Annotated in this window: 19 protein-coding genes, 1 pseudogene and 1 riboswitch; of the genes and pseudogenes, 13 read left to right on the top strand and 7 right to left on the bottom strand. The window is 66.8% G+C overall.

Annotated elements, in window-relative coordinates; all coding sequences use genetic code 11:
* Positions 1–11: 11 nt before the first annotated feature.
* The 7 genes from ACNO8X_RS16780 to ACNO8X_RS16750 all read left to right on the top strand — a co-directional run bounded on the left by ACNO8X_RS16780 (position 12) and on the right by ACNO8X_RS16750 (position 7757).
* The gene (locus ACNO8X_RS16780; RefSeq protein ID WP_418001929.1) at positions 12–1400 is read left to right on the top strand and encodes an NtaA/DmoA family FMN-dependent monooxygenase; all 1389 of its coding nucleotides are present in this window, start codon (positions 12–14) and stop codon (positions 1398–1400) included.
* A 3-nt stretch (positions 1401–1403) separates the two neighbouring features.
* Positions 1404–2528 (top strand): LLM class flavin-dependent oxidoreductase, encoded by a 1125-nt coding sequence (locus ACNO8X_RS16775; RefSeq protein ID WP_418001928.1) that lies wholly within the window; start codon positions 1404–1406, stop codon positions 2526–2528.
* 116 nt (positions 2529–2644) lie between these two features.
* Positions 2645–4447, top strand: coding sequence for a fatty acyl-AMP ligase (locus ACNO8X_RS16770; protein WP_418001927.1), 1803 nt, complete (start codon positions 2645–2647; stop codon positions 4445–4447).
* Between the two features lie 194 nt (positions 4448–4641).
* Entirely contained in the window at positions 4642–5247 is a 606-nt protein-coding gene (locus tag ACNO8X_RS16765; RefSeq protein WP_418001926.1) for a TetR/AcrR family transcriptional regulator, read from the top strand.
* Between the two features lie 4 nt (positions 5248–5251).
* Positions 5252–5758: an SRPBCC family protein gene (locus tag ACNO8X_RS16760; RefSeq protein ID WP_418001925.1), complete on the top strand. Its 507-nt coding sequence runs from the start codon at positions 5252–5254 to the stop codon at positions 5756–5758.
* Positions 5758–6819 (top strand): LLM class flavin-dependent oxidoreductase, encoded by a 1062-nt coding sequence (locus tag ACNO8X_RS16755; RefSeq protein ID WP_418001924.1) that lies wholly within the window; start codon positions 5758–5760, stop codon positions 6817–6819. The genes ACNO8X_RS16760 and ACNO8X_RS16755 overlap by 1 nt, the downstream gene beginning before the upstream one ends.
* Entirely contained in the window at positions 6816–7757 is a 942-nt protein-coding gene (locus tag ACNO8X_RS16750; RefSeq protein WP_418001923.1) for an NAD(P)H-dependent flavin oxidoreductase, read from the top strand. The genes ACNO8X_RS16755 and ACNO8X_RS16750 overlap by 4 nt, the downstream gene beginning before the upstream one ends.
* Positions 7758–7765: 8 nt before the next feature.
* Here ACNO8X_RS16750 and ACNO8X_RS16745 read toward each other — a convergent pair.
* From ACNO8X_RS16745 to ACNO8X_RS16735, 3 genes and pseudogenes are all read right to left on the bottom strand, one after another.
* Positions 7766–9688: pseudogene (locus ACNO8X_RS16745) on the bottom strand (arylsulfatase); the annotation flags it as partial.
* 123 nt (positions 9689–9811) lie between these two features.
* Positions 9812–10930 (bottom strand): hypothetical protein, encoded by a 1119-nt coding sequence (locus ACNO8X_RS16740; RefSeq protein WP_418001922.1) that lies wholly within the window; start codon positions 10928–10930, stop codon positions 9812–9814.
* Positions 10931–10934: 4 nt separating this feature from the next.
* Positions 10935–11948 carry an NADP-dependent oxidoreductase gene (locus ACNO8X_RS16735; RefSeq protein WP_418001921.1) on the bottom strand — a complete coding sequence of 338 codons (1014 nt, stop codon included), beginning with the start codon at positions 11946–11948 and terminating at the stop codon, positions 10935–10937.
* A gap of 99 nt (positions 11949–12047) precedes the next feature.
* Between ACNO8X_RS16735 and ACNO8X_RS16730 the strand changes: the two genes are divergently transcribed.
* Positions 12048–12722 (top strand): TetR/AcrR family transcriptional regulator C-terminal domain-containing protein, encoded by a 675-nt coding sequence (locus tag ACNO8X_RS16730; protein ID WP_418001920.1) that lies wholly within the window; start codon positions 12048–12050, stop codon positions 12720–12722.
* Positions 12723–12818: 96 nt separating this feature from the next.
* Here ACNO8X_RS16730 and ACNO8X_RS16725 read toward each other — a convergent pair whose 3' ends face one another.
* Both ACNO8X_RS16725 and ACNO8X_RS16720 read right to left on the bottom strand, forming a co-directional pair.
* A complete protein-coding gene (locus tag ACNO8X_RS16725) occupies positions 12819–14252 on the bottom strand; it encodes a glyceraldehyde-3-phosphate dehydrogenase (protein WP_418001919.1) in 1434 nt (477 codons plus the stop codon).
* 199 nt (positions 14253–14451) lie between these two features.
* A complete protein-coding gene (locus ACNO8X_RS16720; protein WP_418001918.1) occupies positions 14452–15687 on the bottom strand; it encodes an MFS transporter in 1236 nt (411 codons plus the stop codon).
* 72 nt (positions 15688–15759) lie between these two features.
* Here ACNO8X_RS16720 and ACNO8X_RS16715 point away from each other — a divergent pair, with 72 nt between their 5' ends.
* Positions 15760–17544 carry a DUF222 domain-containing protein gene (locus ACNO8X_RS16715; RefSeq protein WP_418001917.1) on the top strand — a complete coding sequence of 595 codons (1785 nt, stop codon included), beginning with the start codon at positions 15760–15762 and terminating at the stop codon, positions 17542–17544.
* Between the two features lie 9 nt (positions 17545–17553).
* Here ACNO8X_RS16715 and ACNO8X_RS16710 read toward each other — a convergent pair whose 3' ends face one another.
* Together ACNO8X_RS16710 and ACNO8X_RS16705 are read right to left on the bottom strand one after the other, a co-directional pair.
* Complete coding sequence (locus tag ACNO8X_RS16710; protein ID WP_418001916.1) at positions 17554–17988, bottom strand: hypothetical protein; 435 nt, start codon at positions 17986–17988, stop codon at positions 17554–17556.
* Positions 17985–18764: a DKNYY domain-containing protein gene (locus tag ACNO8X_RS16705; protein WP_418001915.1), complete on the bottom strand. Its 780-nt coding sequence runs from the start codon at positions 18762–18764 to the stop codon at positions 17985–17987. The genes ACNO8X_RS16710 and ACNO8X_RS16705 overlap by 4 nt, the downstream gene beginning before the upstream one ends.
* Before the next feature lie 136 nt (positions 18765–18900).
* On the opposite strand from ACNO8X_RS16705, the gene ACNO8X_RS16700 reads away from it, so the two are divergent.
* The 4 genes from ACNO8X_RS16700 to gcvT all read left to right on the top strand — a co-directional run bounded on the left by ACNO8X_RS16700 (position 18901) and on the right by gcvT (position 25764).
* Positions 18901–20355, top strand: a complete 1455-nt coding sequence (locus tag ACNO8X_RS16700) for an amino acid permease (RefSeq protein WP_418001914.1) — start codon at positions 18901–18903, stop codon at positions 20353–20355.
* 127 nt (positions 20356–20482) lie between these two features.
* Positions 20483–21484 (top strand): agmatinase, encoded by a 1002-nt coding sequence (gene speB, locus ACNO8X_RS16695; protein ID WP_418001913.1) that lies wholly within the window; start codon positions 20483–20485, stop codon positions 21482–21484.
* Between the two features lie 37 nt (positions 21485–21521).
* Positions 21522–21613: riboswitch (glycine riboswitch) on the top strand.
* A 156-nt stretch (positions 21614–21769) separates the two neighbouring features.
* The gene (gcvP, locus tag ACNO8X_RS16690; RefSeq protein WP_418001912.1) at positions 21770–24646 is read left to right on the top strand and encodes an aminomethyl-transferring glycine dehydrogenase; all 2877 of its coding nucleotides are present in this window, start codon (positions 21770–21772) and stop codon (positions 24644–24646) included.
* Positions 24643–25764, top strand: coding sequence for a glycine cleavage system aminomethyltransferase GcvT (gene gcvT, locus ACNO8X_RS16685; protein WP_418001911.1), 1122 nt, complete (start codon positions 24643–24645; stop codon positions 25762–25764). The genes gcvP and gcvT overlap by 4 nt, the downstream gene beginning before the upstream one ends.
* Positions 25765–25770 lie beyond the last annotated feature (6 nt).

The raw sequence follows: 25770 nt of genomic DNA, 5'->3' as shown, positions 1-25770 counted from the left end.
AGGATCAGCCAATGAGCAAGCCAGTCAAGCAAATTCACCTGGCCGCGCACTTCCCCGGGGTGAACAACACCACCGTGTGGAGCGACCCGGCCGCCGGCAGCCACATCGAGTTCAGCTCGTTCGTACATTTCGCCCAGACCGCTGAGCGCGGGAAATTCGATTTCCTGTTTCTGGCCGAAGGGCTGCGGCTGCGGGAACAGAACGGACTCATCTACGACCTCGACGTGGTCGGTCGTCCGGACACCTTCACCGTGCTGGCGGCACTGGCTGCGGTGACGGAGCGAATCGGGTTGACCGGCACCATCAATTCGACGTTCAACGAGCCCTACGAAGTAGCCCGCCAATTCGCCTCGCTGGACCACCTGTCCGCAGGCCGTGCCGCCTGGAACGTCGTGACATCGTGGGATGCGTTCACGGGGGAGAACTTTCGCCGTGGCGGCTTCCTTGCCGAGGACCAGCGTTACGAGCGCGCCAAGACGTTCCTGGAGACGGCGCTCGAGCTCGTCGACGCGTGGCGCGGTGACGAGATCGTGGCAGACAAGGCTGCCGGCGTGTTCTTGTCCGATCCCGACGCCGGGGCCTTCGCGCACACGGACAGCCACTTCGACATCCACGGCCGCTTCAACGTGCCACGCAGCCCTCAGGGCCGGCCAGTGATCTTCCAGGCAGGCGATTCAGACGAGGGCCGCGAGTTCGCGGCATCCGCTGCCGATGCGATCTTCTCCAGACACAGCACGCTGGAGGCCGGCCAGGCGTTCTACACCGATGTCAAAGGCAGGCTGGCCCGGTACGGGCGCCGCCATGACGAGTTACTCATCCTGCCGGCCGCCACCTTCGTGATCGGCGACACCGACCAGGAGGCGGCCGACATCGCGCACGAGGTCCGGCTTGCCCAGGTCTCTCCACAGACCGCGATCAAATTTCTCGAACAGCTCTGGAACCGGGACCTTTCCGACCATGATCCGGACGGCCCGCTGCCCACCGTGGATCCGGTCGTGGGGGAGAACACGATCGCCCGCGGCCGGGCCAGCGTGCGCATGTTCCGCGACCCGCTCGCGACCGCCGCCGAGTGGAGGGCCAAAGCCGAGGCGCAGCACCTCAGCAGCCGTGAGCTCATCATCGAAGTCACCGGCAGGCAGTCGTTCATCGGGTCAGCCCAGACGATCGCGTCGACCATCGACGACTTCGTCCAGGCCGATGCCAGTGACGGATTCATCCTGGTCCCGCACATCACACCCGGCGGTCTCGATGTGTTCGTCGACCAGGTGGTGCCGCTGCTGCAGGAGCGCGGCACGTTCCGCACCGAATACGCGGGCAGCACGTTGCGCGACCACCTGGGGCTGGCGCCGCTGCCGCGGCCGGCGCGCCGCACGAACCCGTCCACCGAGGTGGCGTCGTAGACCATGGCGACTCTACTGACAGTGCTCGATCTGGTGCCCATCTCGTCGGGTTCGACTGCGCCGCAGGCGTTGCGCAACAGCATTGACCTCGCCAAGCGCGCGGAGGCGCTTGGTTATGCGCGCTACTGGTTCGCCGAGCATCACCTCAATCCCGGTATTGCCGGCACGTCGCCGGCGGTGCTGCTCGCGCTGACCGCTGCGGAGACCTCGACCATCCGGCTGGGTTCGGGCGCGGTACAGATGGGGCACCGGACCGCGGTGGCGACGGTGGAGGAGTTCGGCCTGCTCGACGCTCTGCATCCCGGCCGGTTCGACCTCGGCCTGGGTCGCTCCGGAGGCAAGCCGCGGGAAGCAAAGGTGCCCGTGCCCGCCGCGGCAGCCACCCGGGTCAATGGCACTGGCGGAAACGGACTGCTGATCCCCGGGAAGTTCGATCCGCTACCGCTGTTGAAGTCCCCGCGATTCGCACTCCAGCGGGCGCTGCTCCAGCTACCGGGCGCGCAATCGCAGGACTACACCGACCAGATCGACGACATTCTGGCGTTGATCGCCGGCGGCTACCGCAACGCGGATGGGTTAACGGCACAGGTTGTGCCGGGCGAAGGTGCTGACCTCCAGATCTGGATCCTGGGCAGCAGCGGCGGTGAGAGTGCGGACGTTGCCGGCACGAGAGGGCTGCGCTTCGCCGGCAACTATCACGTCGCACCGGCATCGGTCCTGGAGGCGACCGACGCCTACCGGGCCGCGTTCCGGCCGTCGGCCGAGCTCGGCGAGCCCTACGTCGCGGTCTCGGCGGACGTCGTCGTCGCCGAAGACGAGGCCACCGCCCGGGAACACGCCGCCGGGTACGGCCTGTGGGTGCGCAGTATCCGGACGGCTGGAGGCGCGATCCCGTTTCCGACCCCGGCCGAAGCCCGGACACACGCCTGGACCGCCGCCGAACGCGATCTCGTCGCCGACCGAGTGGATACCCAGTTCGTCGGATCGGCCGCCCAGGTCGCCGACCAGCTCGAGCGGTTGCGCGACGCCACGGGTGCGGACGAGCTCATCATCACGACCATCACTCACGACCACCACGACCGGGTGCGGTCCTATGAGCTGCTGGCCGAGGAATGGTCCCGCAGGTGACCTGTTTGACCAGAACCCGGACGGCCCAGTCATTTTCGACGGTTTCGGGGCGGTTCGTCCCCTGGGAGTGTCGAGCGCCACTGCCGTTGGGTTGATCTGCCCCCTAATCTGGACACATGACATCGAGCAGCGCCCTGTTCCAGATCGAGGACTGCATCGACGAGGCGGGGCGGGTGAAGCTGCCGCCCACCGCGACGCTGATCGCCTTGATCGACGGGAACATCGCACATCTGCCCGACATGGTGGCCTACCGCTACCTGGATTACTCCGGCTCCGATGTGCGGACGACAGAACTGACCTGGTCCGAACTCGGGGTGCGCCTGGCGGCCATCGCGGCCCGGGTCCAGGCGGTCGCCGCGCGTGGCGATCGAGTTGCGATCATGGCGCCGCAGGGCCTCGACTACGTCGCCGGGTTCTTCGCGGCGATCAAGGCCGGCGCCATTGCGGTGCCGCTGTTCGCGCCCGAATTACCGGGGCACGCCGAACGTTTGGACACGGCGCTGCACGACGCGCGACCAGCTGCGATCCTGACGACGGCGTCGGCGCGGTCCGCCGTCACCGAATTCCTGTCCGCTCACCCGGATTTGGGCAGTCCGACGGTCGTCGCGGTCGATGAGGTGCCCGACGCCGAAGGCGCCGCGTTCGATCCCGTCCACATCGACATCGACGACGTCTCTCACCTGCAGTACACCTCGGGCGCCACCCGACCGCCGGTCGGTGTCGAGATCACGCACAAAGCCGTGGGCACCAATCTGATTCAGATGATCCTGTCCATCGACATGCTGGACCGCAACACACACGGCGTCAGCTGGCTGCCGCTGTATCACGATATGGGTCTGTCCATGATCGGCTTTCCTACCGTGTACGGCGGACACTCAACGTTGCTGTCTCCCACCGCATTCATCCGTCGGCCGCTGCGGTGGATCCAGGCGTTGTCCGACGGGTCGAAGGTCGGCCGGGTGGTCACCGCCGCACCGAATTTCGCCTACGAGTGGTCGGCGCATCGTGGTGCGCCGGGCCCTGGCGACGACATCGACCTGGCCAACGTGGTGATGATCGTCGGCTCGGAGCCGGTCAGCTTCGACGCCATCAACACGTTCAACGCGGCGTTCGAACCGTACGGGCTGCCGAAGACGGCGATCAAGCCGTCCTACGGCATCGCCGAGGCAACACTTTTCGTCTCCAACATCGCACCTGACGCGGAGGCGACGGTGCGGTACTTCGACCGCGACCAGCTCGCGGCGGGCTTCGCCGTGGCGGTGGCCGAGGATGCACAGGGTGCGGTCGCGCAGGTCTCCTGTGGACAGACGGCCAGCAGTCTGTGGACGGTGATGGTGGACCCAGCCACCGGAGCCGAGCAGCCCGACGGGCGAGTCGGCGAGATCTGGTTGCAGGGCAACAACATCGGCCGCGGCTACTGGGGTCTGCCGGACGAGACGCGTGAGGTATTCCAGGCTCGGCTTCGGTGCGTCCTACCGAAGGACAGTCACGCTGACGGCGCCGATGTCGACGGATGCTGGATGCGTACAGGCGATCTGGGCTTCTACCTCGACGGCGAGTTGTACGTGACCGGGCGGCTGGCCGACATCATCACGATCGACGGGCAAAATCACTATCCGCATGACCTCGAGGCCACCGCTGCTGACGCGTCAGCCCTGGTGCGGCGGGGGTACGTGGCCGCGTTCACCGTGCCGGTCGATGGTGGCGACCAGCTCGTGATCATCGCCGAACGTGCATCGGGCACGGCCCGCAGTGATCCGCAGCCGGCGATCGACGCGATTCGCGCGCTGGTGGCCGAGCGGCACGCAGTGACCGTCGCCGACGTCCGGTTGCTGCCCGCGGGCGGTATCCCGCGCACCACCAGCGGGAAATTGGCCCGACGCGCCTGCCGCGCCGCCTATCTGGACGGGACGCTCTAGGCCGGTTCTCCCGCGGACAGTCGTCCGATCCGCTATGAGCCTACTCATAGTAGAGCGGGGTAATCGTCCTCAGATGGAGCGACCATGTGCGGATTGTTGCGCGATATTGACTCCTGATTATGATCCGATTCACAATTCGAACCGAATGATCCGCCCGCCAGGAGCTGCCCATGCCGACCGATACCCGTCAGTCGATGGTGCTCGCCGCCGTCGAGCTGTTGCGCGAGCGTGGCGTCGACGGCGTCACGCTCGACGATGTGCTCAGCCGGAGCGGGGCGCCCCGGGGGTCGATCTATCATCATTTTCCGAGCGGGCGTGCCCAGATCATCGACGAGGCCGCGCAGCTCAGCGGTGATGCGATCTCCCGGCTCATTTCGAATGCCGCGTCTAGCGGACCTGCCGCCGTTGTCGATGCGGTCACCGCTTTCTGGCGAAAACTACTGCGCCAGAGCAACTTCGCCGCCGGATGTCCGGTGGTGTCCATCGCCGTCAGCGCCCCGCCAGACTCGGCACTGGCACAGCACGCCAATCAGATTTTCCGCACCTGGCACCAGCTGATCACCGATTGTCTGATGGCGGATGGCCTCGACACCGCGGTCGCGCGACGGCTCGCCACCATGTCCCTCGGCGCGATCGAAGGTGCGATCACCATGTGCCGGGCCACATCGAGCCTGCAGCCACTCGAGGACGTCAACACCGAACTGAAGCTCCTGTTGGCGGCCCGGACACTTTTCGCCGCAGAACCTGGGGCGGAAACCGTGGGGCGCCCAGCCAAACGGACTGCACGGAAGGGAAGTTGAAATCATGGAATGGACCGGTGCGGTGTATGCCGACGCCCCGACCGTCGAGGTTTCGACCTGGATCGACGCGCCCGTGGCGCGGGTGTGGGAACTGGCTTCCGACATCTCGGTGATGCCCGAGTGCAGCCCGGAGCTGCAGCGAGTCGAGTGGCTCGACGGCAGCGACGAACCTCGTGTCGGCGCTCGATTCGTTGGCCACAACAGCCATCCCGCACTCGGTGAATGGTCGACGGAATCCGAGATTGTCGAGTACGAACCACAACATGTGATGGCTTGGGCCATCGGCGATGCCGAGAACCCGACCGCGACCTGGCGGCTGAGTCTGAGCCCCGAGGGCACCGGAACGCGGCTCGTGCAATGGGCTCAGATGGGTCCCGCGCCGTCGGGCCTGTCGCTGGCGATCGCCCAGATGCCAGACAAGGAGCAGAAGATCGTCTTCAACCGGCTCCGCGAATTCGAGTCCGGTATGCAGTGCGCTCTGGAGCACATCAAGCGACGGGCGGAAAGCTGATGCGCGCGGCGACGACCATCGAGGCCGCCAGCCTCGGAACTTGGGACCACCAAAGGATTTTCGTCTCCGAGGCCGAGAAGTTGGGCCTCGACATCTGCTGGGTTGCCGAGGCCTGGGGATCCGACGCGCCGTCTGCGTTGGGTTACTACGCCGCGTGCACCGACCGGATGTTGTTGGGCTCGGGCATCATTCAGCTCGGCACCCGTACCCCGGTGGCCATCGCCCAGGCGGCGGTCACGCTGTCGAACCTGTCGGGCGGACGCTTCCTGCTGGGACTCGGCGCCTCGGGACCACAAGTGATGGAAGGTCTGCACGGTGTGCCGTTCGCCAAGCCGCTGGGCCGGATGCGGGAAACCATCGACATCATCCGGCAAGCCATCGCCGGCGATCGGATCACGTACACCGGCGAGCAGTTCCAGATTCCGCTGCCGGGCGGCGACGTGAAGCCGATGCGGTTGTCGATGCGAGCAGAGCACGAAATACCGCTGTACATAGCCAGTCTCACGCCTGCCATGCTGCGCTTGACCGGCGAGGTCGCCGACGGCTGGCTCGGCACCAGCTTCGTGCCGGAGGGCGCGGACGAGGCCTACTTCGCCCATCTCGACGACGGCCTCGGTCGCTCCGGCCGGACCCGCGCCGACCTGGACATCTGCCAGGGCGCCGAGGTGTCCTTCGCCCGCGACGAAGCGCAGCTGAAAACGATGATCGACGCGCGGAAGTCGGAACTGGCGTTCAGCCTCGGTGGAATGGGTTCGGCCTCAACCAATTTCTACAACCAGGCGTATAGCCGCCAGGGCTGGGCCGACGTCGCCGCGGCGGTTCGGGAACGCTGGCAGGCCGGTGACCGCGACGGTGCGGCGGCGCTGATCACCGACGACATGATCCTCGCGACGACGCTGATCGGTACCGCGGACATGGTGCGCGATCGCCTGCAGGTCTGGTGCGACGCCGGCGTCGACACCGTGCGCATCTACCCGGCGGGCGACACCATCGAGGAACGATTCACCACCCTTGGCGCGGCGATAGACCTGGTGCATTCGATCAACCCGGTAACCCGATGACCGGGCCTGAACATCCCAACCGCGTATGCGCACTGACCGGCGCCGAGATTCCGATCATCCAGGCGCCCATGACGTTCATCGCTGGCGCCCAGCTGGCTGCGGCGGTGTCCAACGCGGGCGGGCTGGGCATCATCGAGACGACGTCGGAGCAGGGCCGTGCCGATCTGCGGAGGGTGCGTGACCTGACCGACCGCCCCGTCGGGGCCAACATCGCGCTGCTGTTCAACCGTGATCCGAAGATGGTGGAGATCCTGGTCGAGAACCAGATCCGTTTCGTCACCACCTCCGCCGGGGACGCCGGCATGTTCGCCGACCGGTTGCACGACGCCGGCATCACGGTGTTCCACGTGGTGGGGACACTCGCCGACGCCAAGAAGGCCGTCGACGCCGGAGTCGACGGCCTTGTCGTCGAAGGTGTGGAAGGCGGCGGCTTCAAGAACCGGTTCGGCGCATCCACCATGGTGCTGTTGCCACTGATCGCCGATCATGTCGATGTGCCGATCGTGGCGGCGGGCGGCATCTGCGACGCGCGCTCGATGGCTGCGGCCATGGTGCTCGGCGCCGAGGGCGTGCAGATGGGCACCCGGCTGCTGGCGTGCGCCGATTCACCGGTGCACGCCAACTTCAAACAAGCGGTGCTCGATGCCGATGACAACGGGACGGTGCTGCTGCCACTCGGCGGCCGCAGGATGATGCGCGTCATCCGCACACCGGCGGCCCAGCGTCTGGACGCCGAGGGGACGCCGGGTACGTCAGCGCTGGAACGTGTGCAGCGCTTGTACTTTGACGGCGACCTCGACGCCAGTGTGGCCAACACCGGTCAGGTCGCCGGCCGCATCGATGACCTCCGGCCCGCCGCAGACATCATCAGCGAGATGTGGCGAGGTTGCCGTGACGTGTTGTCCGCCACGGCAACCCGGACCGCGGGCTACGTATAGGCGACGTGGGCGTCCTCCGGGATATCCGCGTCGATGGTCACCACGTTGTTCTTGTTGCCCAGCCCGGGCGCGCAGAATTCCGGCATCCGGATCATGTCGCCCGAGAACTCCCACTCCCTGAACGGCGGCGCGATCCGGAGCTCGGGGTGATACACCGGCACCCACAAGCCGCCACCGATCGGCAGCACCGCGTTCTTCGCCGCCTCGATCGCGAACATCTCGCGCATCTGGGCCAGCTTCTCAGGCATCTGCGCCGCGAGATCGTTGGCCTGCGTCCAGTCCTGGTCCAGGTGGTACAACTCCCACACGTCCTGGTCGGGTGTCCAGGTCGCCATGCCGGGCGGGAGGCCGGGGATCCACGGCAGCCGCGGTCCGACCGCGCCGGCGAACCACCCGTCGTGGTAGATGCCCCGGCTGCCCATGATCTCGAAGTACTGAGTCTTCTTGCCGCCCTGGGCATCCCGATCAACCAGCGTCTGCGCGAAACCCGCACCCGCCAGCGGCATCTGCGCCTCCCCGAACACGGTGCGCGGCGGATCGATCCCGACCACCTGGTAGATGGTTGGCACCACGTCATTGCAGTGCAGGAAATGCGGGCGCGGCGTCGGATCCGCAGCCACCTTGGCCGGCCACCGCACCGCCAGCGGATTGCGAGTGCCGCCGAGGTGCGAGGCCATCAACTTCATGCCCTTGTACGGCGTGGACCCGGCCCACGCCCAACCCGCGTGGTACTGATTGTCGACCAGTGGAGAACCCAGGACGTCCAGCCCGCCGAGCTCATCGAGGGCGTCGATGTGCTGACGGACGGTCGTCGGAATTCCGTTCTGCGCCAGCAATTCCGAGATGGTGCCGTTCTGGCCTTCGCCCGAGGAACCGTTGTCGCCCCAGATGTACAGGAACAGTGTGTTGTCGGCGTAGCCCAGCGCTTCGAGTTCGTCGGAGATCCGGCCGACCTGAACATCGACGTGCTCGGCGTACCCGGCCGCCACCTCCATGAGGCGCCGCTGGAACGGCTTCTCGTCCTCGGGGATGTCATCCCAGGCGGGCAGCTGCTCGTCGCGCTCGGTGAGTTCGCAGTCGGCCGGGATCCAGCCCTCGTCCTTCGCGCGCTCGAACACCCGCTGCCGGTAGGCATCCCAGCCGTCGTCGAACTTGCCCGCGTACTTGTCTGCCCAGTCCTTCATGATGTGGTGCGGGCCGTGCAGGCAGCCACTGGCCCAGTACATGAAGAACGGCTTGTCGGCGTTGAACGCCTTGTGTCGCCGCAGCCACGAAATCGCGTCGTCCGCCAGATCTTCGGACAGGTGGTAGCCCTCTTCGGCAGTCTTCGGCGGGGCGACGACGGTGGTGTTGCGGACCAGGTTGGGCTCGTACTGTGACGCCTCACCGGCGAGGAACCCGTAGAAGTATTCGAAACCCAAACCGGTGGGCCAGTTTTCGAAAGGACCGGCCGCGGTGGTCTCCTCGGCCGGGGTGTTGTGCCACTTGCCGAAAGCCGACGTCGCGTAGCCGTATTGCTTGAGCACTTCCGCGACAGTGGCGCTGGACCGCGGAATCTTGCCCGCGTACCCGTCCCAGTCATTGGCGAGTTCGGCGATCTGTCCGTTGCCGATCTCGTGATGATTGCGGCCGGTCAGCAGCGAGGCCCGCGTCGGCGAGCACATCGCGGTGGTGTGAAACCTGTTGTAGGAAACGCCTTCAGCGCACACCCGGTCCAGTGTCGAGGTGGTCACCTCGCCGCCGAACGTCGATGGCAGGCCCGGACCGGCATCGTCGATGAGGACGATGACGATGTTGGGGGAGTCGTCGTGCAGGTGCTTGGGGACGGTGCGCGGCTGGTACGTCGACTCCTGCAGCGTCCGGCCCGCGATGCTGGCGGACGGAACCGGTGGGAACGGCAAGACCCCACCGTTCGGCAACACTGGTGCCACTACTTCGTCACGCGTACCAGACAATTCGATCCCTCTTTCTGTAGACGACCACAAGCGAAGTTCCCGAACGTAGCACCTACTGTGCCGTACTCCACTTACGGCCGCGTCAGTGGGGCGGGACCCTCAGCCCCGATACCCGTCCAGGAAACCGGTCAGCCCGGACGGCGTGTGCGGACCGATGGCGATCTGTTCGACGACGCCGATCCCGGTGCGCGCACCCATGGTGGCCTTCACGACGTTCTGCAGATGCAGCGACGTGAAGTCGGTCGGATCGAAATCGTCCAAACGGATTGATTCCCGGCCGATTTCGTACTGCCCATGGTTGGAGCCGTGTCCCCAGTGCGGGTGCCAGTAGCCGATGCCACGCATCCGGAACGTGTAGAGCTTCTCCAGTTCGATGTGGGTCTCACCCTCGATGGGGTCGGTGAACCACAGATGGGCACGCCGGATCTCGCGCCGCCCGGGCTCCCAGTCGAGTTCGTAGCCGATGTCGTAGCACTCGCGTACCCCGACCCGGCTCCACGGTGCGGCACCGGCCGGCAGGGGATCAAGAATTTCGGCGGTCTCGAGCCATCGTCGCCCGTCTTCGTGCTCGTGGAACGCGTAGTGGGTGAACCGATCCCCGAAATGCAATGGTGCCCAGAGCCAGAACACCTGGAAGGGCATGGGCTGCCGCACCATCGGCAGCTGCTCGCCGACCGGACGGATGCCCCACGAGCGATCCCGCGTCCCCGGGACGTCACCAGCTGTGACCGCCAGGTCGTCACCGTCGACGGTGATCGTCCCCTCCCACGACCCCCATTGGGTGAGCCTGGTGTGGTCGGTCAGCACGATGCCTTCGGCGGTGCGTCGCTGCTGACGTGGCTCCTCGACGGCCACCGTGGTGGCCCGGAAGGTCAGGTCGCAGGAGATGTTGTGCTCGTTGGAATCGACGACGTAGCGGATGGTGCGCAGCGGCTCGAGCACCTCGATGCGGACCGGTCCGATAGTCGCGGACCGGTCCAACGGCATCGCGCCCGAAGCGAAGATCGAATGCTCGACACCGTCTTTCACCACGCTGAAGGCAGCGTCGATGATTCCGCGAACGGGGTAGTGCCCCATGGCCGCACCGAAGTAGAAGTCACCATTGCGCTGGTGGCCGTTGAACCAGTAGCGGTCGTAGTGGTTCGGGTCGCCGCTGGCCGGCACGCCCACCGGGTCGGCCGAGGCATGGATCGGATAGTCATCGAAGGGCGTCAGCACGCAGTCAGCTCCCCGGCTCGCTGATCTTCACCAGCATCTTGCCGATGTTGGCTCCGGTGAACAGGCCGTTGAGTGCGTCGATGCTGGATTCCAGTCCGTCGTAGACGGTTTCGCGATGCACCAGCAGGCCCTGCTGTTCCCAGCCGCTCAGCGCGGCGAAGGCCTCGTCGAAGCGTGCCCACTCTTCGAGTGCGATGAAGCCCTGCATCGTCGAGGCGGTGGCGAGCAGGTTGACGTAGTTGGACGGGCCGGGGTGATCGCCGTTGAGGTACGTGGTGATGATGCCGCACATGACCACGCGTGCCCGGTGAGCGAGGTTGCCCAGCACGGCATTGAGGATGTCGCCGCCGACATTGTCGAAGTAGACGTTGATCCCGCCCGGACAGGCCGCCTTCAATGCGGCGGGGAAGTCGGCGGCCTTGTAGTCGACGCAGGCGTCGAAGCCGAACTCCTCGACCACGACGCGGCACTTCTCCGGACCGCCTGCGATGCCGACGACGCGAGCGCCGGCGATCTTGGCGATCTGGCCGGCGACCGATCCGGTGGCGCCGGCCGCGGCGGACACCACGACCGTCTCGCCGGGCTGGGGTTTTCCGACGCCTGTCATGCCGAAGTAGGCGGTCGCTCCGGTGGGCCCGTAGATCGACATCACCGCGAGGGGATCGGTGTACCCGACCACCGGCGTGCTGAACAGGTCGTCGCGGATGATCGCGTAGTCCTGCAGTCCGGTCAGGGTGGTGACGAGGTCGCCGACTTTGTATGCGGCACAGCGTGATTCGACGACCTCTCCGATACCGGCCACGCGCACCACCTCGCCGAGTTCCAGCGCCGGGAGGTAGCCGGGTTCGCCGTCCAGCCAGGTCCGCGCGGCGGCGTCGATGCCGACATACCTCGTCCGCAGCAACGCTTCGCCCTCTGCGGGGACCGGAGCGGGCACCGTCACCAGCTCGGTGTCGTCGGGGGAGACCAGCCCATTGGGGCGGCGGCGCAGCAGGACTTGACGGTTATCTCGGTTCATCGTGTCGTTTCTAGGGGAGGCGATTTTTCATATTGATTATTAAAAGTCGCCTCGGTTATCGTCAACCCCGAAGGTGAAAGTGGTCGCCAGGAGGGTCGGATGAGCGTGCACAACGCAGCACCCCGCCGCGGGAGGCCGCCGCGCATCGACCAGAGCGCCATTGCCGCAGCGGTTTTGGAGATCGGCACCGAGAATGCCACCATGCGTCGGGTCGCCGAGCATCTCGGTGTCAGCCTGCCCGGGCTCTACCATCATGTGAAGAACCAGCACGACCTGCTGCGGTTGGCCACCGTCAGTGCCCTGACGAACTCGCCGCCGCCGCGCTACACCGGCGGGCACTGGGCGACGTGGCTACGCGACTATGCGTCCTACATCCGGACCGTGCTGGCGTCGGAACCTGCGCTGGTGGAGAAGTTCGTCAGCGGAGCCGTCGGTCACGACGTCGAGATGGAATACACCGCGGAGGCGGTCGAAGCGCTTGCCGCGCAGGGCTTATCGCCGAGCGACGCCCTCGCGGTGTGGGCATCGGTGAGCACGATGGCGGTCGGCAGCGTCACCGAAGCCCATCGGGAGTATCTCTACGCCGAGGGTGGGCAGCCGTGGCTGGCCCGGATCCTCGAGCTCACCGACGCGCGCCGGCCCTCGGAGTACCCGACGTTGCGTGCCATCGCGACATCCGGCGACGACCCGTTCGGCGACGAGGCGTTCCAACATCGAATGACGTTGCTACTGGGTGGGATCGCGGCCCACTACGGCCTGCCGCCCGAACCCTGACCGCAACGCCACACGGACCACAAACGCCGAAACGGCATTCCAGCAGAACAAGTTCGAGAACTTGCCTGCCGGAATGCCGTTTCGGCGGGAGTTGGATCAGCTGCGCGGGTACGTCGGGTATTCGATACCCGACAGGAACTGCACGACGCGGACCACCTGGCACGAGTAACCGAACTCGTTGTCGTACCAGCAGTACAGGATCGCCTGGTCGCCATCGACGATGGCGGCGTTCGCGTCGATGATCGATGCGGCACGCGAACCGATGAAATCGCTCGACACGGCGTCGGTCGCGGCGGTGTAGTCGAGGTTGCGGCTCAGCGGACCCGACAGCGACGTCTCGCGCAGGTGCGTGAGCACCTCTTCCTTCGTCGTCTCCTTCTTGAGCTGCAGGCTCAGGATAGCGATCGAGACGTCGGGGGTGGGAACGCGGATCGAGTTACCCGTGATCTTGGCCTTGAGCTCGGGCAGGGCCTTGGCGACGGCCGAGGCGGCACCGGTCTCGGTGATCGTCAGGTTCAGCGGCGCCGAACGGCCACGACGGTCGGCCTTGTGGTAGTTGTCCAGCAGGTTCTGGTCGTTGGTGAACGAGTGGACCGTCTCGACGTGACCGCGGATGATGCCGAACTTTTCGTCCATCGCCTTGAGCGGCGGCACGATCGCGTTGGTGGTACACGACGCGCACGAGAAGATCTGCTGGCTCACGTCCTGGCCGAGGTGGTTCACGCCGTGCACGATGTTCGGCACGTCGCCCTTGCCCGGTGCGGTCAGGACGACCTTCGAGATGCCCGGACGCAGGTGCTGCTCGAGGCCCGCGCGGTCGCGCCACTTGCCGGTGTTGTCGATGAGGATGGCGTCGTTGATGCCGTGCTCGGTGTAGTCGACCTCGGACGGGTCGTTGGCGTAGATGAACTTGATGACGTTGCCATTGGCGATGAGGAGGTTGTTCTCCTTGTCGACCTTGATGGTGCCGTTGAAGTGGCCGTGTACCGAGTCGCGGCGCAGCAGGGATGCGCGCTTCTTGAGATCGTCGACGCCACCGCTGCGGACCACGACGGCCCGCAGGTTCAGGCCATTGCCGCCACCGGCCTTCTCGACGAGCAGCCGCGCCACGAGGCGACCGATCCGGCCGAAGCCGTAAAGCACCACATCACGCGGGCACTGCGGCTCACCTTTGTTGTCACCGGTGACCGCGGAAAGTGCGTCGGCGACGAAGTCGGCGACCGAGAGGCCGCGTTCGTCGGCGCGGTACGCGTGCACCAGCAGGCCGAGGTCGATCTTGGCCGGACCAAGGTCCAGGTTCGCCAGAGCCTCCAGGAACGGGAAGGTCTCGACCACCGACAGCTCTTCGCCGGCGATCTGCCGGGCGAAGCGATGCGTGCGCAGGATGCTGATGACCGACTTGTTCACCAGTGACCGGCTGTGCAGCAGGACGGTGACGCCGCGCGTGCGGTGCAGAGTGCCGACGATCGGAATCATCGCCTCCGCCAGGGCTTCCTGGGTGTTCCAATTGGCAAGTTCTGGTGTATTCAACTCATCTGTCCTACGGGTCGCTTGGCCGATCGCGCTGAGCAGCGCATTCATGTTAGCGATCGGCATTTCCGGCTCTGCAGGTTGCTCCCGCTGGCAGGGCACGTAGGGGTTGACAGCTGCCCTCGATCATGTGCCGAAACGGCATTCCAGCAGGAAAAGTGCGAGTGGGGGCCTGCCGGAATGCCGTTTCGGCGGGTGCTCAGCGGCCGGCCGAGTGGCTGGCGGGCTGAATCCGGCGGAGGACCGGGACCAGTCCGGCGAGCGCCGCGATGTTCGCCACCACGATGGGCGCGATGGTGTACGAGGGGGAGATGTCGTAGACGGCACCGAGCACGCCGCCCGCGATGAGCAACGCGACACCGCGCAGTAGGGACAGCCAGCCGAACGCGATGGCCCGCAGGTTCGCCGGGACGAGCTCGGTGACCACCGACTTGACCGTCGAATCGAGCACCCCGTTGACGACGCCCCAGACCGCGACACCGACCCAGACCAGGGTGCGGTCGCCGGTGAAGGCGATCGCGGAACATGCGGCGGCGATGGGAACGGCGAGCAGGGTGACCGGTCCGCGCTTGTCATAGACCCGGCCCATCACCAGGCCCGAAGCCCCGTCGACGGCCATCGCGACCGCGAACAGGATCGGTACCTGGGCGTCGGTGAGGAGCCCGGTGCGCTGGGCGTGGAAGGCCAGTAGTGGGAACGACGCCACGCCGCAGGAGAGCAGGCCGATGGCGACGACGTACTGCCAGAACTGGACCGGCAGCGCTGGCCTGGTGCCGGCGGGCTGGGCCGCTGTGGTGTCGCGGGACGCGGCTTCCGTAGCCGTGGACTCCGCGTGTGCCGGCTCGTAGTCACGAGGGTCGGGAACGCGAAACCGGAGCCAGCCGAGCAGGGCCAGCACCAGCACACCGGGGACGACGAGTACCCCGAACGCCAGCCGATAGTTGCCGGCATGGGCGCTGAGCACCGCCGCCAACAGCAGCGGCCCGACGATCGCGCCGGTCTGGTCGAGGGCCTGGTGCACGCCGAACGCGCTGCCACGACCCGTGCTTGTCGACGCATGCGAGAGCAGGGTGTCCTTCGCCGGTGAGCGCACCGCCTTGCCGAGGCGCTCCGTGCCATACAGCAGCAGTGCCGGTACGAGCGAGCCGGTGACACCGATCAACGGGACGCTCAGCACCGTCAGCGCGTAGCCGGTGATCGTCCAGGCCCAGTAGTGCTGCGTCCGTGACACGGCGTAGCCGGCGACAACCCGCAGCCCGTAGCCGATGAATTCCCCTGCGCCGGCGACCAATCCGACGATGGCGGCCGACGCGCCGAGGGTGGCCAGGTAGGGACCGATGATGCTGCGGGCGCCTTCGTACACCATGTCCGCGAGCAGGCTCACGACGCCGAAGACGAGGACGAAGTGCCAGGGCTTGAGCGGTCGGCCGGTCACTGGTCGATTGTGCACGTGGGTCGACGTTCGCGTTGGTGGCGTGAGTCAGTAGAGACAGGTAGTATCGAACACTTGTGCGAACGCGAAGGTATCGGCGGCACGGGAGTCCTCGTGCACGATGTCTCCGCAGTCGACTCCATGGTCCACTTCGCGCGGGTCTCGGCGATCGCCGAGTCCGGGAAATTCGCGGCGATCGCCGACCTGGTCGCGCTACGCGTCGACAATCAAGGCGATCGGCAGTGGTGGGCCTGCGATGGCTGGGACGCCGCCTGCGCGGAAGTCGGCGCCGCGCTAGGGATCGGCCCCAAGGAAGCGTCCGGGCAGTTGTCGATCGCCGTCGCGTTGCGGTACCGGCTCCCGAAAGTGGCAGCAGTGTTCGCCAACGGCGACGTGTCCGCCCGCACGGTGGGCACCATCTGCTGGCGCACCCGACTGGTCGAAGACCCCAACCTGATGGCCGTGATCGATGCCGCGCTGGCCGGGGCGCTGTCGGAATGGGCGGGCTTGTCGCGCAAGAAGATTGAGAAGAAGATCGACGGCTGGGTGCACAAATTTGATCCGGCCGCGGTCCTCAAAGTCCGGTCTGCCGCCCGTAGTCGTGGGGTCGGGGTCGGCAAACCCGACGACGACACCGGGGTCGCCTCCATCTGGGGTGCGCTGCTGGCCACCGACGCCGAACTGCTGGATCGGGTACTGACCGAACTGGCGCGGCAGGTGTGCGACAACGATCCCCGCACGTTCGGCCAGCGGCGCGCCGATGCTCTGGGTGTGCTGGCCGCCCGCGGTGACCGCCTGGCGTGCCAATGCGGTGCGCCGGATTGCCCGGCCGCCGGGCCCGATGCCCGGGCGATGGCGGTGGTGATCCACGTCCTCACTGACGCGCTGCCGGTGCCGGTGGCGGATCCGCTGCTCAGTGGCGACCCGGCCGCGCCCCTGGCTCCCATACCGCCGGCACCCCAGCCCGAGCCCGACGCCGCGCCGGCGCCGGCGTCGGAGCCCGCACCGGTGAGCGATCCGCGGCCGGCCACCACGCCGTACAACACCCCAGCCCCAGAGCGCGAGTCCCAGTCCGATTCCGAGTCGGTGGACGAAACCATCCCTGACGCCGCACCCGCGCCAGCAGCCGCCCCCGCGTCGGCACCTGTCCGAGCCCCTGCTCCGGTACACACACCCGTCGGCTACATGGTCGGCGGGGCGGTGGTGCCACCGGCACTGCTGGCCGACCTGGTGGCCCGCGGCGCCACAGTCCGCACCGTGGCCTCGGCGACTGATCTGGGCGGGGTGCCGCGGTACCGGCCCTCGATCGCCATGGACGAGTTCGTCCGGATGCGCGCCATGACGTGCATGTTCCCCGGCTGCGACCAACCCGCCACCGCCTACGACCTCGACCACACCATCGCGTGGCCGGCCGGGCCGACCCATCCGGGCAACCTCAGCCCGAAATGCCGAAAACACCACCTACTCAAAACCTTCTACAGCGGACCCGACGGGTGGCGGGACCGCCAACAGCCCGACGGCACCATCGTGTGGACCGCACCCACCGGCCACACCTACACCAGCGTGCCCGAAAGCCGAATCCTGTTCCCCCACAAGCAGTGTGATACACCACTGCCGGACGGGCCACCGCCGAACCTCACCGACCTCGACACCCCACCGGCACCCGGACGCGGCATCATGATGCCCATCCGGCGACGCACCCGCGCCCACAACCAAGCCCAGCAGATCGCCTACGAACGCGCCCTCAACGACGCCGACCTCCAAGAAATCGCCGCGGCACAAGAAGCCGCCGACCGCCGACACGCAGCCCGCGAAGCCGCCCGCGAGGCCGGCGAAAACGACATCCCACCACCGCGGTGAATCACCTATCTAGTGCGCGTGGTCGAACAGCACCAGGGTGTCGGCCAGGTTGCCGTCGACGAAATAGACGCGGCACGTGAATGGATCGTGAATCGTGCCGCCGGCTTCGGCTTGGGCGTCAACGGTTCCTGACACGTTCCACACGGTGATGCGCGCGTGGTCAACGCCTTTGAGCGGTTCGTCGGTCATCAGAGCGAACATGTCCTGGCCGTCCGCCTCCAGTGCGCCGGCCACCGCGCGCACACCTGAAAGCTTGGCTGACCCGGGTGCTGCCAGTTGCTTACGCACATCGGCTTCGCACCTGTCCCGAGCCACGTCCTGGGCCTGGCTCGGCGCCGGGGCCAGGAGGCCGAAACCATGTGTCTTCACGGCGATCACGGCCAGGGCCGCCAGCGCCAGGACACATGCTGCCGCGACACCCAGCTTCTTCTTGGCGCCCGTCATGGCCCGAACGTAACCTGCGTCGCGTCGCATCCGGTCACCGGCTTGCCGGGTGGGAAGTCACGCGGATTCACATTGGGGATGACGCTGTCCCAGCGGTACGCGTGCTGTGCGTCGGCGGCGCAGCCTTCGTTGGCGGTGTCGTACAGCACCCGGAACGTGTGCGGGTCGGCGCCGTCGATCGCCCGGTCTTGGTAGTAGGCCCGCTGATCGTCGACCGCGTAGTTGAAGACGCTGTCGTTGAGCCGACGGAAGGTCGCCGCGTTCGCCCCGGGGATGGCCGCACACCGATAGAACACCGTCCGAATGTCCTTGGTGTAGTCCAGGTTTCGGTCGTCGGGGGAGAAGCGCACGATCTCGAAGTGCGCCGGGTCGTCCGAAATCTCCCTGTCTTTGCAGAACACGGCCGCGCCGTCCTTCGCCAATTCGCTGTCGATCATCACGAAGTGCTCGGGGTCGCTGCTCAGGGGTTGGGTGCCGGCCCAGATGTGGTTGCGGTCCTTGGCCCAGCCGTGGTTCAGCCAGTCGAAAGTGGCGACGTCGGCGCCGGCGATCTGCGCCCCACCGTAATAGGCGTGGGATTTGTCTCGTGCGTAGCCGCTGGACAGTTTGTGGAACGAATCGGCGTCCGCGCCGGCCACCACCCGGGGCGACGAGTCGACGCCGCCCGTCCAGTAGACCTTGCCGTCCTCGACGTAGTAGCCGCCGACGACCTTGGGGCTACAGGCAGGCACCAGGACCAGAACAGAGACAGTCAGCACGGCGATCAACCTGCGCACCTTGCCACCTCCTGCCTGTCCCCGGATTAGACGTTCGCACAAAGAAGGTGGCCGCGCATCTATCTATTGGCGGGTGTTCCGAGGGCGCCGTGCTCATCAGGCTTGGCCTACTTGCGCACGAACCGGAAGGACACTGGTGGGAATTCGAAGCCTGGACAGCACTGCCGACAAGGTGGTGGCTCACCCCCGAGAGCGTGGCCACGACATCCTCAACCGCGGCTTCGGGTTTCGGGCCGCCCTGTCGCTGGCCTTCGCCGACATCTCGCCGATCGTGGCCCTGTATGCGATCTTCGCGTTGGGCCTGTTCGCAGCGGGTCCCCGATTCTTCTGGGCGTTCCCGATCGTGCTGTGCGGTCAGCTGCTGGTCGCGTTGGTCTTCGGTGAGCTGGCGTCGCGGTTTCCGTACGCCGGCAGCGTCTACCAGTGGGCCCGGCACGCCAAAGGCACGACGTGGGGCTGGACGGCCGCGTGGGCGTACATCTGGGGCCTGACGCTGACGCTGTCGACGATGGCCTACGCCGCGGCGGGATTCATCCTCGAGGTGTGCGGTGTCGAGTCACCGAGCCGGTGGCTGCTGGCCGCCGTCTCGATCGGCGTCATCTGCTTCACCACGGCGGCCAACATGATCGGCCGGCAGGTCCTCAAGGTCATGATCGTCGCCAGCATCATCTGCGAGATCGTCGGCTCGGTCGGCCTTGGCACCGTGCTGTTGCTCTTCCACCGCGTCAATCCGGTCTCCACACTGTTCGACGGTCTGCCCGACGGATCGGGCAGCACCATGAGCACGATGCTCGTTGCTGTCGCGTTCGTCGGGTGGGCATTCCTTGGCTTCGAATCGGCCGGCTCCATCGCCGAAGAGGTGGAGAACCCCGAACGCAACGTGCCCAGGGCCATCGTTTTCGCGCTGCTGCTGGTGGGCGTGATCGTCATGTACTCCGCCGCAGCGGTCATCCTCGCGATCCCTGACCTTTCGGCGGTGCTGACGGCGCAGAGCGGTGACCCGGTGTCGGCGACGTTGACGGCGCAGCTCGGTTCGTCGATCGCGAAGCCGCTCCTGCTGATGTTCGTCATCGGCTTCATGTCCGCGTGCTTGGCCGTGCAGTCGGCGGTCTCTCGGGCCGTGTACGGGATGGCGCGCGACCGTGCCCTGCCCGGTGCCGAGTTCTTGGCGAAACTCGGTGGCCCCGAGCGCATGCCGATCCGGGCCATCGGCCTGACGGCGGTCGTCGCCGCGTTCTTCCTGCTGTTCGCCGGCTCCGACCTCTACAACGTGCTCGTCAACTTCTCGGTGATGGGTCCCTACATCGCTTTCGCCGTACCGGTTTTCGCGGCTGCCCTCACGCGTCTCGCGGGACGCTGGGTGCCCGGCGTGTTCTCGCTGGGACGTTGGGGCGCACCGGTGACGTACGCCGCGGCCGCGTGGCTGGCCTTCGAGGTGATCAACGTCCTCTGGCCGCGCACGCAGCCCGGACAGCCGTGGTTCGTGAACTGGAGCATGGTGATCAGCCTGGTGAGCCTGGGGATCGTCGGCGCGGTCGTGTACGCGCGATGCCGTCACCGCATCACCGAACCCGTCGGCGAACGCTTGTGAGTCTGCGGTTGTGCGAATGCTCAAACAAGCCCCTGCCGCTTATGGCGGAAACAGCTCGCAACTGGCCCTCACCGGCGGCAATGCTGACTACAGAACACCCCGCGAGTCGAGAGGCTGAACACGACAGATGAGCACCCGAAACGACATCATCGGTGCAGTGCCCGCCACCAAGGTGCCCCGGTACGCGGGTAAGGGCACATTCGCCCGCATCGCCGACATCCACGAGGTGTCCGACTACGACATCGCGATCCTCGGCGTCCCGTTCGACGGCGGCACCTCGTACCGGCCCGGCGCCCGATTCGGCCCCATGGCGGTCCGGCAGGCGGCCCGGACGCTGCGCCCGGGTTACCACGTCGAGCTCGGTGTCGCCCCGGTGCGCGAGCTGCAGGTGGTCGACGCCGGCGACGTCGCCGTCACGCCGTACAGCATCGACGAGGCCTGCCAACAGATTCAGGACCATGCCGCCGAGATTCTCCGCGGTGGGGACCGGCGCATCGTGTCCATCGGTGGTGACCACACCATCGCGCTGCCGAATCTCCGTGCGCTGCATGCCAAACACGGTCCGGTCGCGCTGGTGCATTTCGACGCGCACCTGGACACCTGGGACACTTACTTCAACGCCCCGGTCACCCACGGCACCATCTTCCGGCGCGCATTCGAGGAAGGTCTGCTGATCGAGGACCACTCGATCCACGTCGGTATCCGCGGTCCGATCTACGACCAGATGGACCTGGACGACGACGCTCGCATGGGCTTCAAGATCATTCGCGCCGGCGACCTGGACGTCATCGGTATCGACGCTGCCATCGATGTCGTGCGTCGCCGTGTTGCGGACGTACCGGTGTACCTGTCCATCGACATCGACGTGCTCGACCCGGCATTCGCGCCGGGCACCGGCACGCCGGAGGCGGGCGGTCTCACGTCGCGCGAGCTGCTGAAGATGCTGCGCAAGATGACCGGCCTGAACATCGTCGGTGCCGACGTCGTCGAGGTGGCTCCGGCCTACGATCATGCCGAAATCACCTGTGTCGCAGCGGCAACGCTGGTGTTCGACATCGTGTCGCTGATGGCTGCCGGGGCGCGCACTGCCCTGCCCGTCAACGGCCAGGTTGCGAACGCCGTGACCTGACAGGCTACGATTGCCGCAGACAACTCAATACGCCGTCATACGCGCTGTGGGAGAACCTCCGGAAACGGAGGCGCCGTAGGAGCAACTCCTCCCCGGGAATCTCTCAGGCCCAAATACCGCAGCGTCGAGGCAACTCTGGAGAACAGCGTGGATCCATTGATTCACGCTTACCGAAGGTGAACAGCGCGCACGCGCCAAAACTCTCAGGTGTCAGGACAGAGCGGGGAGGTGCTATCCAACGATGCGTCGAGCAGTCAGCGACGCCCCGCGAACCGGAGTCACCTCATGTCTGACCGCACTGCAATTGGTAAGGCCCACAGCAGCTTTCGTGGCCGCCACATCGGACCCGACGCTGCTGCCCAGCAGCACATGCTGGCTGTCCTCGGCTACTCGTCGCTCGATGATCTGATCGATGCGGCGGTGCCCGAACAAATCCGGTGCACCGAGGGTCTGCGGCTGCCGGCCGCGCGATCCGAGCAGCAGGTACTCGCCGCGCTGCGCGCTCTGGCGGAGCGCAACGAGACCCGTATCCAGATGATCGGCCTGGGGTACCACGACACCATCACGCCGCCAGTGCTGCGCCGCAACATGCTGGAATCGCCGGCCTGGTACACCGCCTACACGCCGTACCAGCCCGAGATCTCGCAAGGCCGGTTGGAAGCTCTGCTCACGTTCCAGACGGTCATCGAAGACCTCACCGCTTTGCCGGTCGCCGGCGCGTCCCTGCTGGACGAGGCGACGGCGGTCATGGAAGCCGTGCTGCTGATGCGCCGAGCCAACAAGGCCTCGAAGTCCAATCGCGTTGTGCTGGATGCCGATTGCCTGCCTCAATCCCTCGCGGTGGTGCGCGGGCGGGCCGAGGCCGTGGGCATCGACGTGGTGCTCGCCGACCTGACCGAAGGGCTGCCAGACGGTGAAGCCTTCGGCGTCGTCTTTCAATCGCCGGGTGCTAGCGGCGCCGTCCGTGATCTCGCCCCACTGATCGCGACGGCCCGCGAGCGCGGCATGTTCACCACCGTCGCCGCCGATCTGCTCTCCTTGACGCTGCTGACCGCCCCTGGTGAGCAGGGCGCCGACATCGCGGTCGGTTCGGCCCAGCGGTTCGGGGTGCCGCTGTTCTTCGGCGGTCCGCACGCCGGCTACATGTCGGTCCGGTCGGGTCTGGAGCGCATGCTGCCCGGACGCCTCGTCGGCGTCTCGGTCGATGTGGACGGAAAGCCCGCCTACCGGCTGGCGCTGCAGACCCGCGAACAGCACATCCGCCGGGACAAGGCGACCAGCAACATCTGTACCGCGCAGGCGCTGCTGGCCAACGTCGCGGCGATGTACGCCGCCTACCACGGCCCGGAAGGGCTGCGCGCGATCGCAACTCAGGTGCACGGCCGCGCCGTGTCGCTGGCCGACGGCCTGCGGGCCGTCGGCCGGGAGGTCGTCCACGACCACTTCTTCGACACCGTGCTGGTGCGGGTCCCCGGTGGCGCAGAGCTGATCGTGGCGGCAGCCGACGACGCGGGAATCAACCTGCGGCTCGTCGACGCCGATCACGTCGCCATCGCCTGCGACGAGTGCACGACCGACGATGTGATCGGGCGGGTGCTCGAGGTCTTCGGTGCGGCACCTGTCGCGTCGGCAGGGGCCGTCGCATTGCCGTCGTCGGTGCTCCGCACCTCGGAGTACCTGCAGCACCCCGTGTTTCATACCCACCGGTCCGAGACGGCGATGCTGCGCTTCCTGCGCGAACTGTCCGACAAGGACCTTGCGCTGGACCGCACGATGATCCCGCTGGGGTCATGCACCATGAAGCTCAACGCCACCGCCGAGATGGAGCCGATCAGCTGGCCCGGGTTCGCCGGCATCCATCCGTATGCCCCGGCCGGGCAGACCGCCGGGTACCTCGAGCTGATCGGAAACCTGGAGGACTGGCTTTCCGAGATCACCGGCTACGACCGGGTTTCGCTGCAGCCCAACGCCGGATCGCAGGGTGAGCTCGCGGGCCTGCTGGCCATCAACGCCTACCACCGCTCGCGCGGCGAGGCCGGCCGCGACATCTGCCTGATCCCGCAGTCTGCGCACGGCACCAACGCCGCCTCGGCGGTCCTGGCCGGGATGCGGGTCGTGGTGGTCGCGACGGCGCCCAACGGGAACATCGACCATGACGACCTGGAGGCCAAGCTCGCCGATCACGACGGCGGGGTCGCGGCGATCATGCTGACCTACCCGTCCACCCACGGTGTGTACGAAGCCGATGTCCGGACGGTGTGCGACCTCGTCCACAACGCCGGCGGTCAGGTGTACGTCGACGGGGCCAACCTGAATGCTCTTGTCGGTCTGGCCAAGCCGGGTGAATTCGGTGGCGACGTGTCGCACCTGAACCTGCACAAGACGTTCTGCATCCCGCACGGCGGTGGCGGTCCAGGCGTGGGGCCGGTCGCGGTGCGGGCGCACCTGGCGCCGTTCCTGCCGGGCGATCCGCTGGCAGCCCAGGGACCGGGCCCGGTATCGGCGGCCAACTATGGGTCGGCGGGCATCCTCCCGATCACCTGGGCTTACCTCGCGCTGATGGGTCCGGACGGGCTGACTGCGGCCACCAAGACCGCGGTGCTGGCGGCCAATTACCTCGCCGCGTCGCTCGGCGACCGGTACCCCGTGCTCTACGCGGGCGAAACCGGGCTGGTCGCCCACGAGTGCATCTTGGATCTGCGCGAGATCACCAAGCGCACCGGCGTGACGGCCGAGGACGTCGCAAAGCGGTTGATCGACTACGGTTTCCACGCCCCGACGTTGTCCTTCCCGGTCAACGGCACCCTGATGGTCGAACCCACCGAGTCGGAAGACCTCACCGAGCTGGACCGGTTCATCGCAGCGATGATCGGCATCCACGACGAGATCGACCGGGTCGACTCAGGGGAGTGGGCACTGGACCAGAGTCCGCTCCGGCAGGCCCCGCACACCGCCGAGCAGGTCACCGACGCCGATTGGACGTTGCCCTATAGCCGGCAGTACGCCGCGTATCCCGTTGCGACACTGCGGCGCAACAAGTACTGGCCGCCGGTCCGGCGCATCGACGGCGCTCACGGTGACCGCAACCTCGCCTGTTCCTGCCCGGCGCCCGAAGCATTCCAGATCGAATCCGTCGACATCCTCGAGGAGGCTTTTGCATGAGCGACAAGAGCATGACCATCAATCCGGTTTCCCCATTGCTGGACGAACACCGTTCCCTGGCAGCCAGCTTCACCGACTTCGCCGGCTGGGAAATGCCCCTGAAGTACGGCAGCGAACTCGCCGAGCACCGCGCGGTGCGCGAGATCGCGGGCCTGTTCGACTTGTCCCACATGGGTGAAATCGCTGTCACCGGAACGCAATCGGCCGCCGCGCTGGACTTCGCGCTCGCCGGTGAGGCCTCCAAGATCGCAGTCGGGCGGGCCAAGTACTCGCTGATCTGCGACGCCGACGGCGGCGTGATCGACGATCTGGTGGTGTACCGGCTCGGCGACGCGCACTTCCTGGTCGTCGCCAATGCTGCCAACGCACCCACGGTGGCACGCGAACTGGTCAGTCGGGCAGAGCAATTCGACGCGGTCGTCGACGACCAGTCGATGGCCACCGCGTTGATCGCGGTGCAGGGACCCGCCTCAGAAGCCATCGTCAGCTCCCTCGTGCCAGCGAATCAGCGCACGACCGTCGCCGACCTCAAGTACTACGCGGTGACCGAGGCTCAGGTGGCCGGCATCGAGGTGCTGTTGGCGCGGACCGGCTACACCGGTGAGGACGGCTTCGAACTCTATGTGCCGAACGCTCAGGCAGTCGCGCTGTGGCAGGCCCTGCTCGCGGCCACCACCGAGGCCGGCGGCGTCCCCGCGGGCCTGGCCTGCCGCGACACCTTGCGGCTGGAGGCGGGCATGGCGCTCTACGGGCACGAGCTGACGATGAGCACCAACCCCTACCAGGCGGGCCTCGGAAAGGTGGTGCGGCTCGGCAAGGAATTTGTGGGACGCGATGCGTTGCAGCAGCTTTCGGAGCTGCCCGTGCAGCAGATACTCGTCGGACTCAAGGGCGACACGCGACGGGCCGCGCGCGCCGGGTACACCGTGCACCAGGGCGACGAAGCCGTCGTGGGAACCGTGACCTCGGGCACGCTGTCGCCGACCCTGGGGTATCCCGTCGCACTGGCCTACCTCGACGCGGCGTTGGCGGAACCGGGCACCAAGGTGCAGGTCGACGTCCGCGGGCGAAAAGAACCGTTCGAAGTCACTCCGGCGCCGTTCTACCGTCGCGCCTGAAACCCA

It is taken from the genome of Mycobacterium sp. PDNC021 (genome assembly GCF_048282635.1).
GTDB lineage: Bacteria > Actinomycetota > Actinomycetes > Mycobacteriales > Mycobacteriaceae > Mycobacterium > Mycobacterium llatzerense.
Note: the sequence above shows the minus strand (reverse complement) of the source record. Positions and strands in the feature narration are given on the sequence as shown.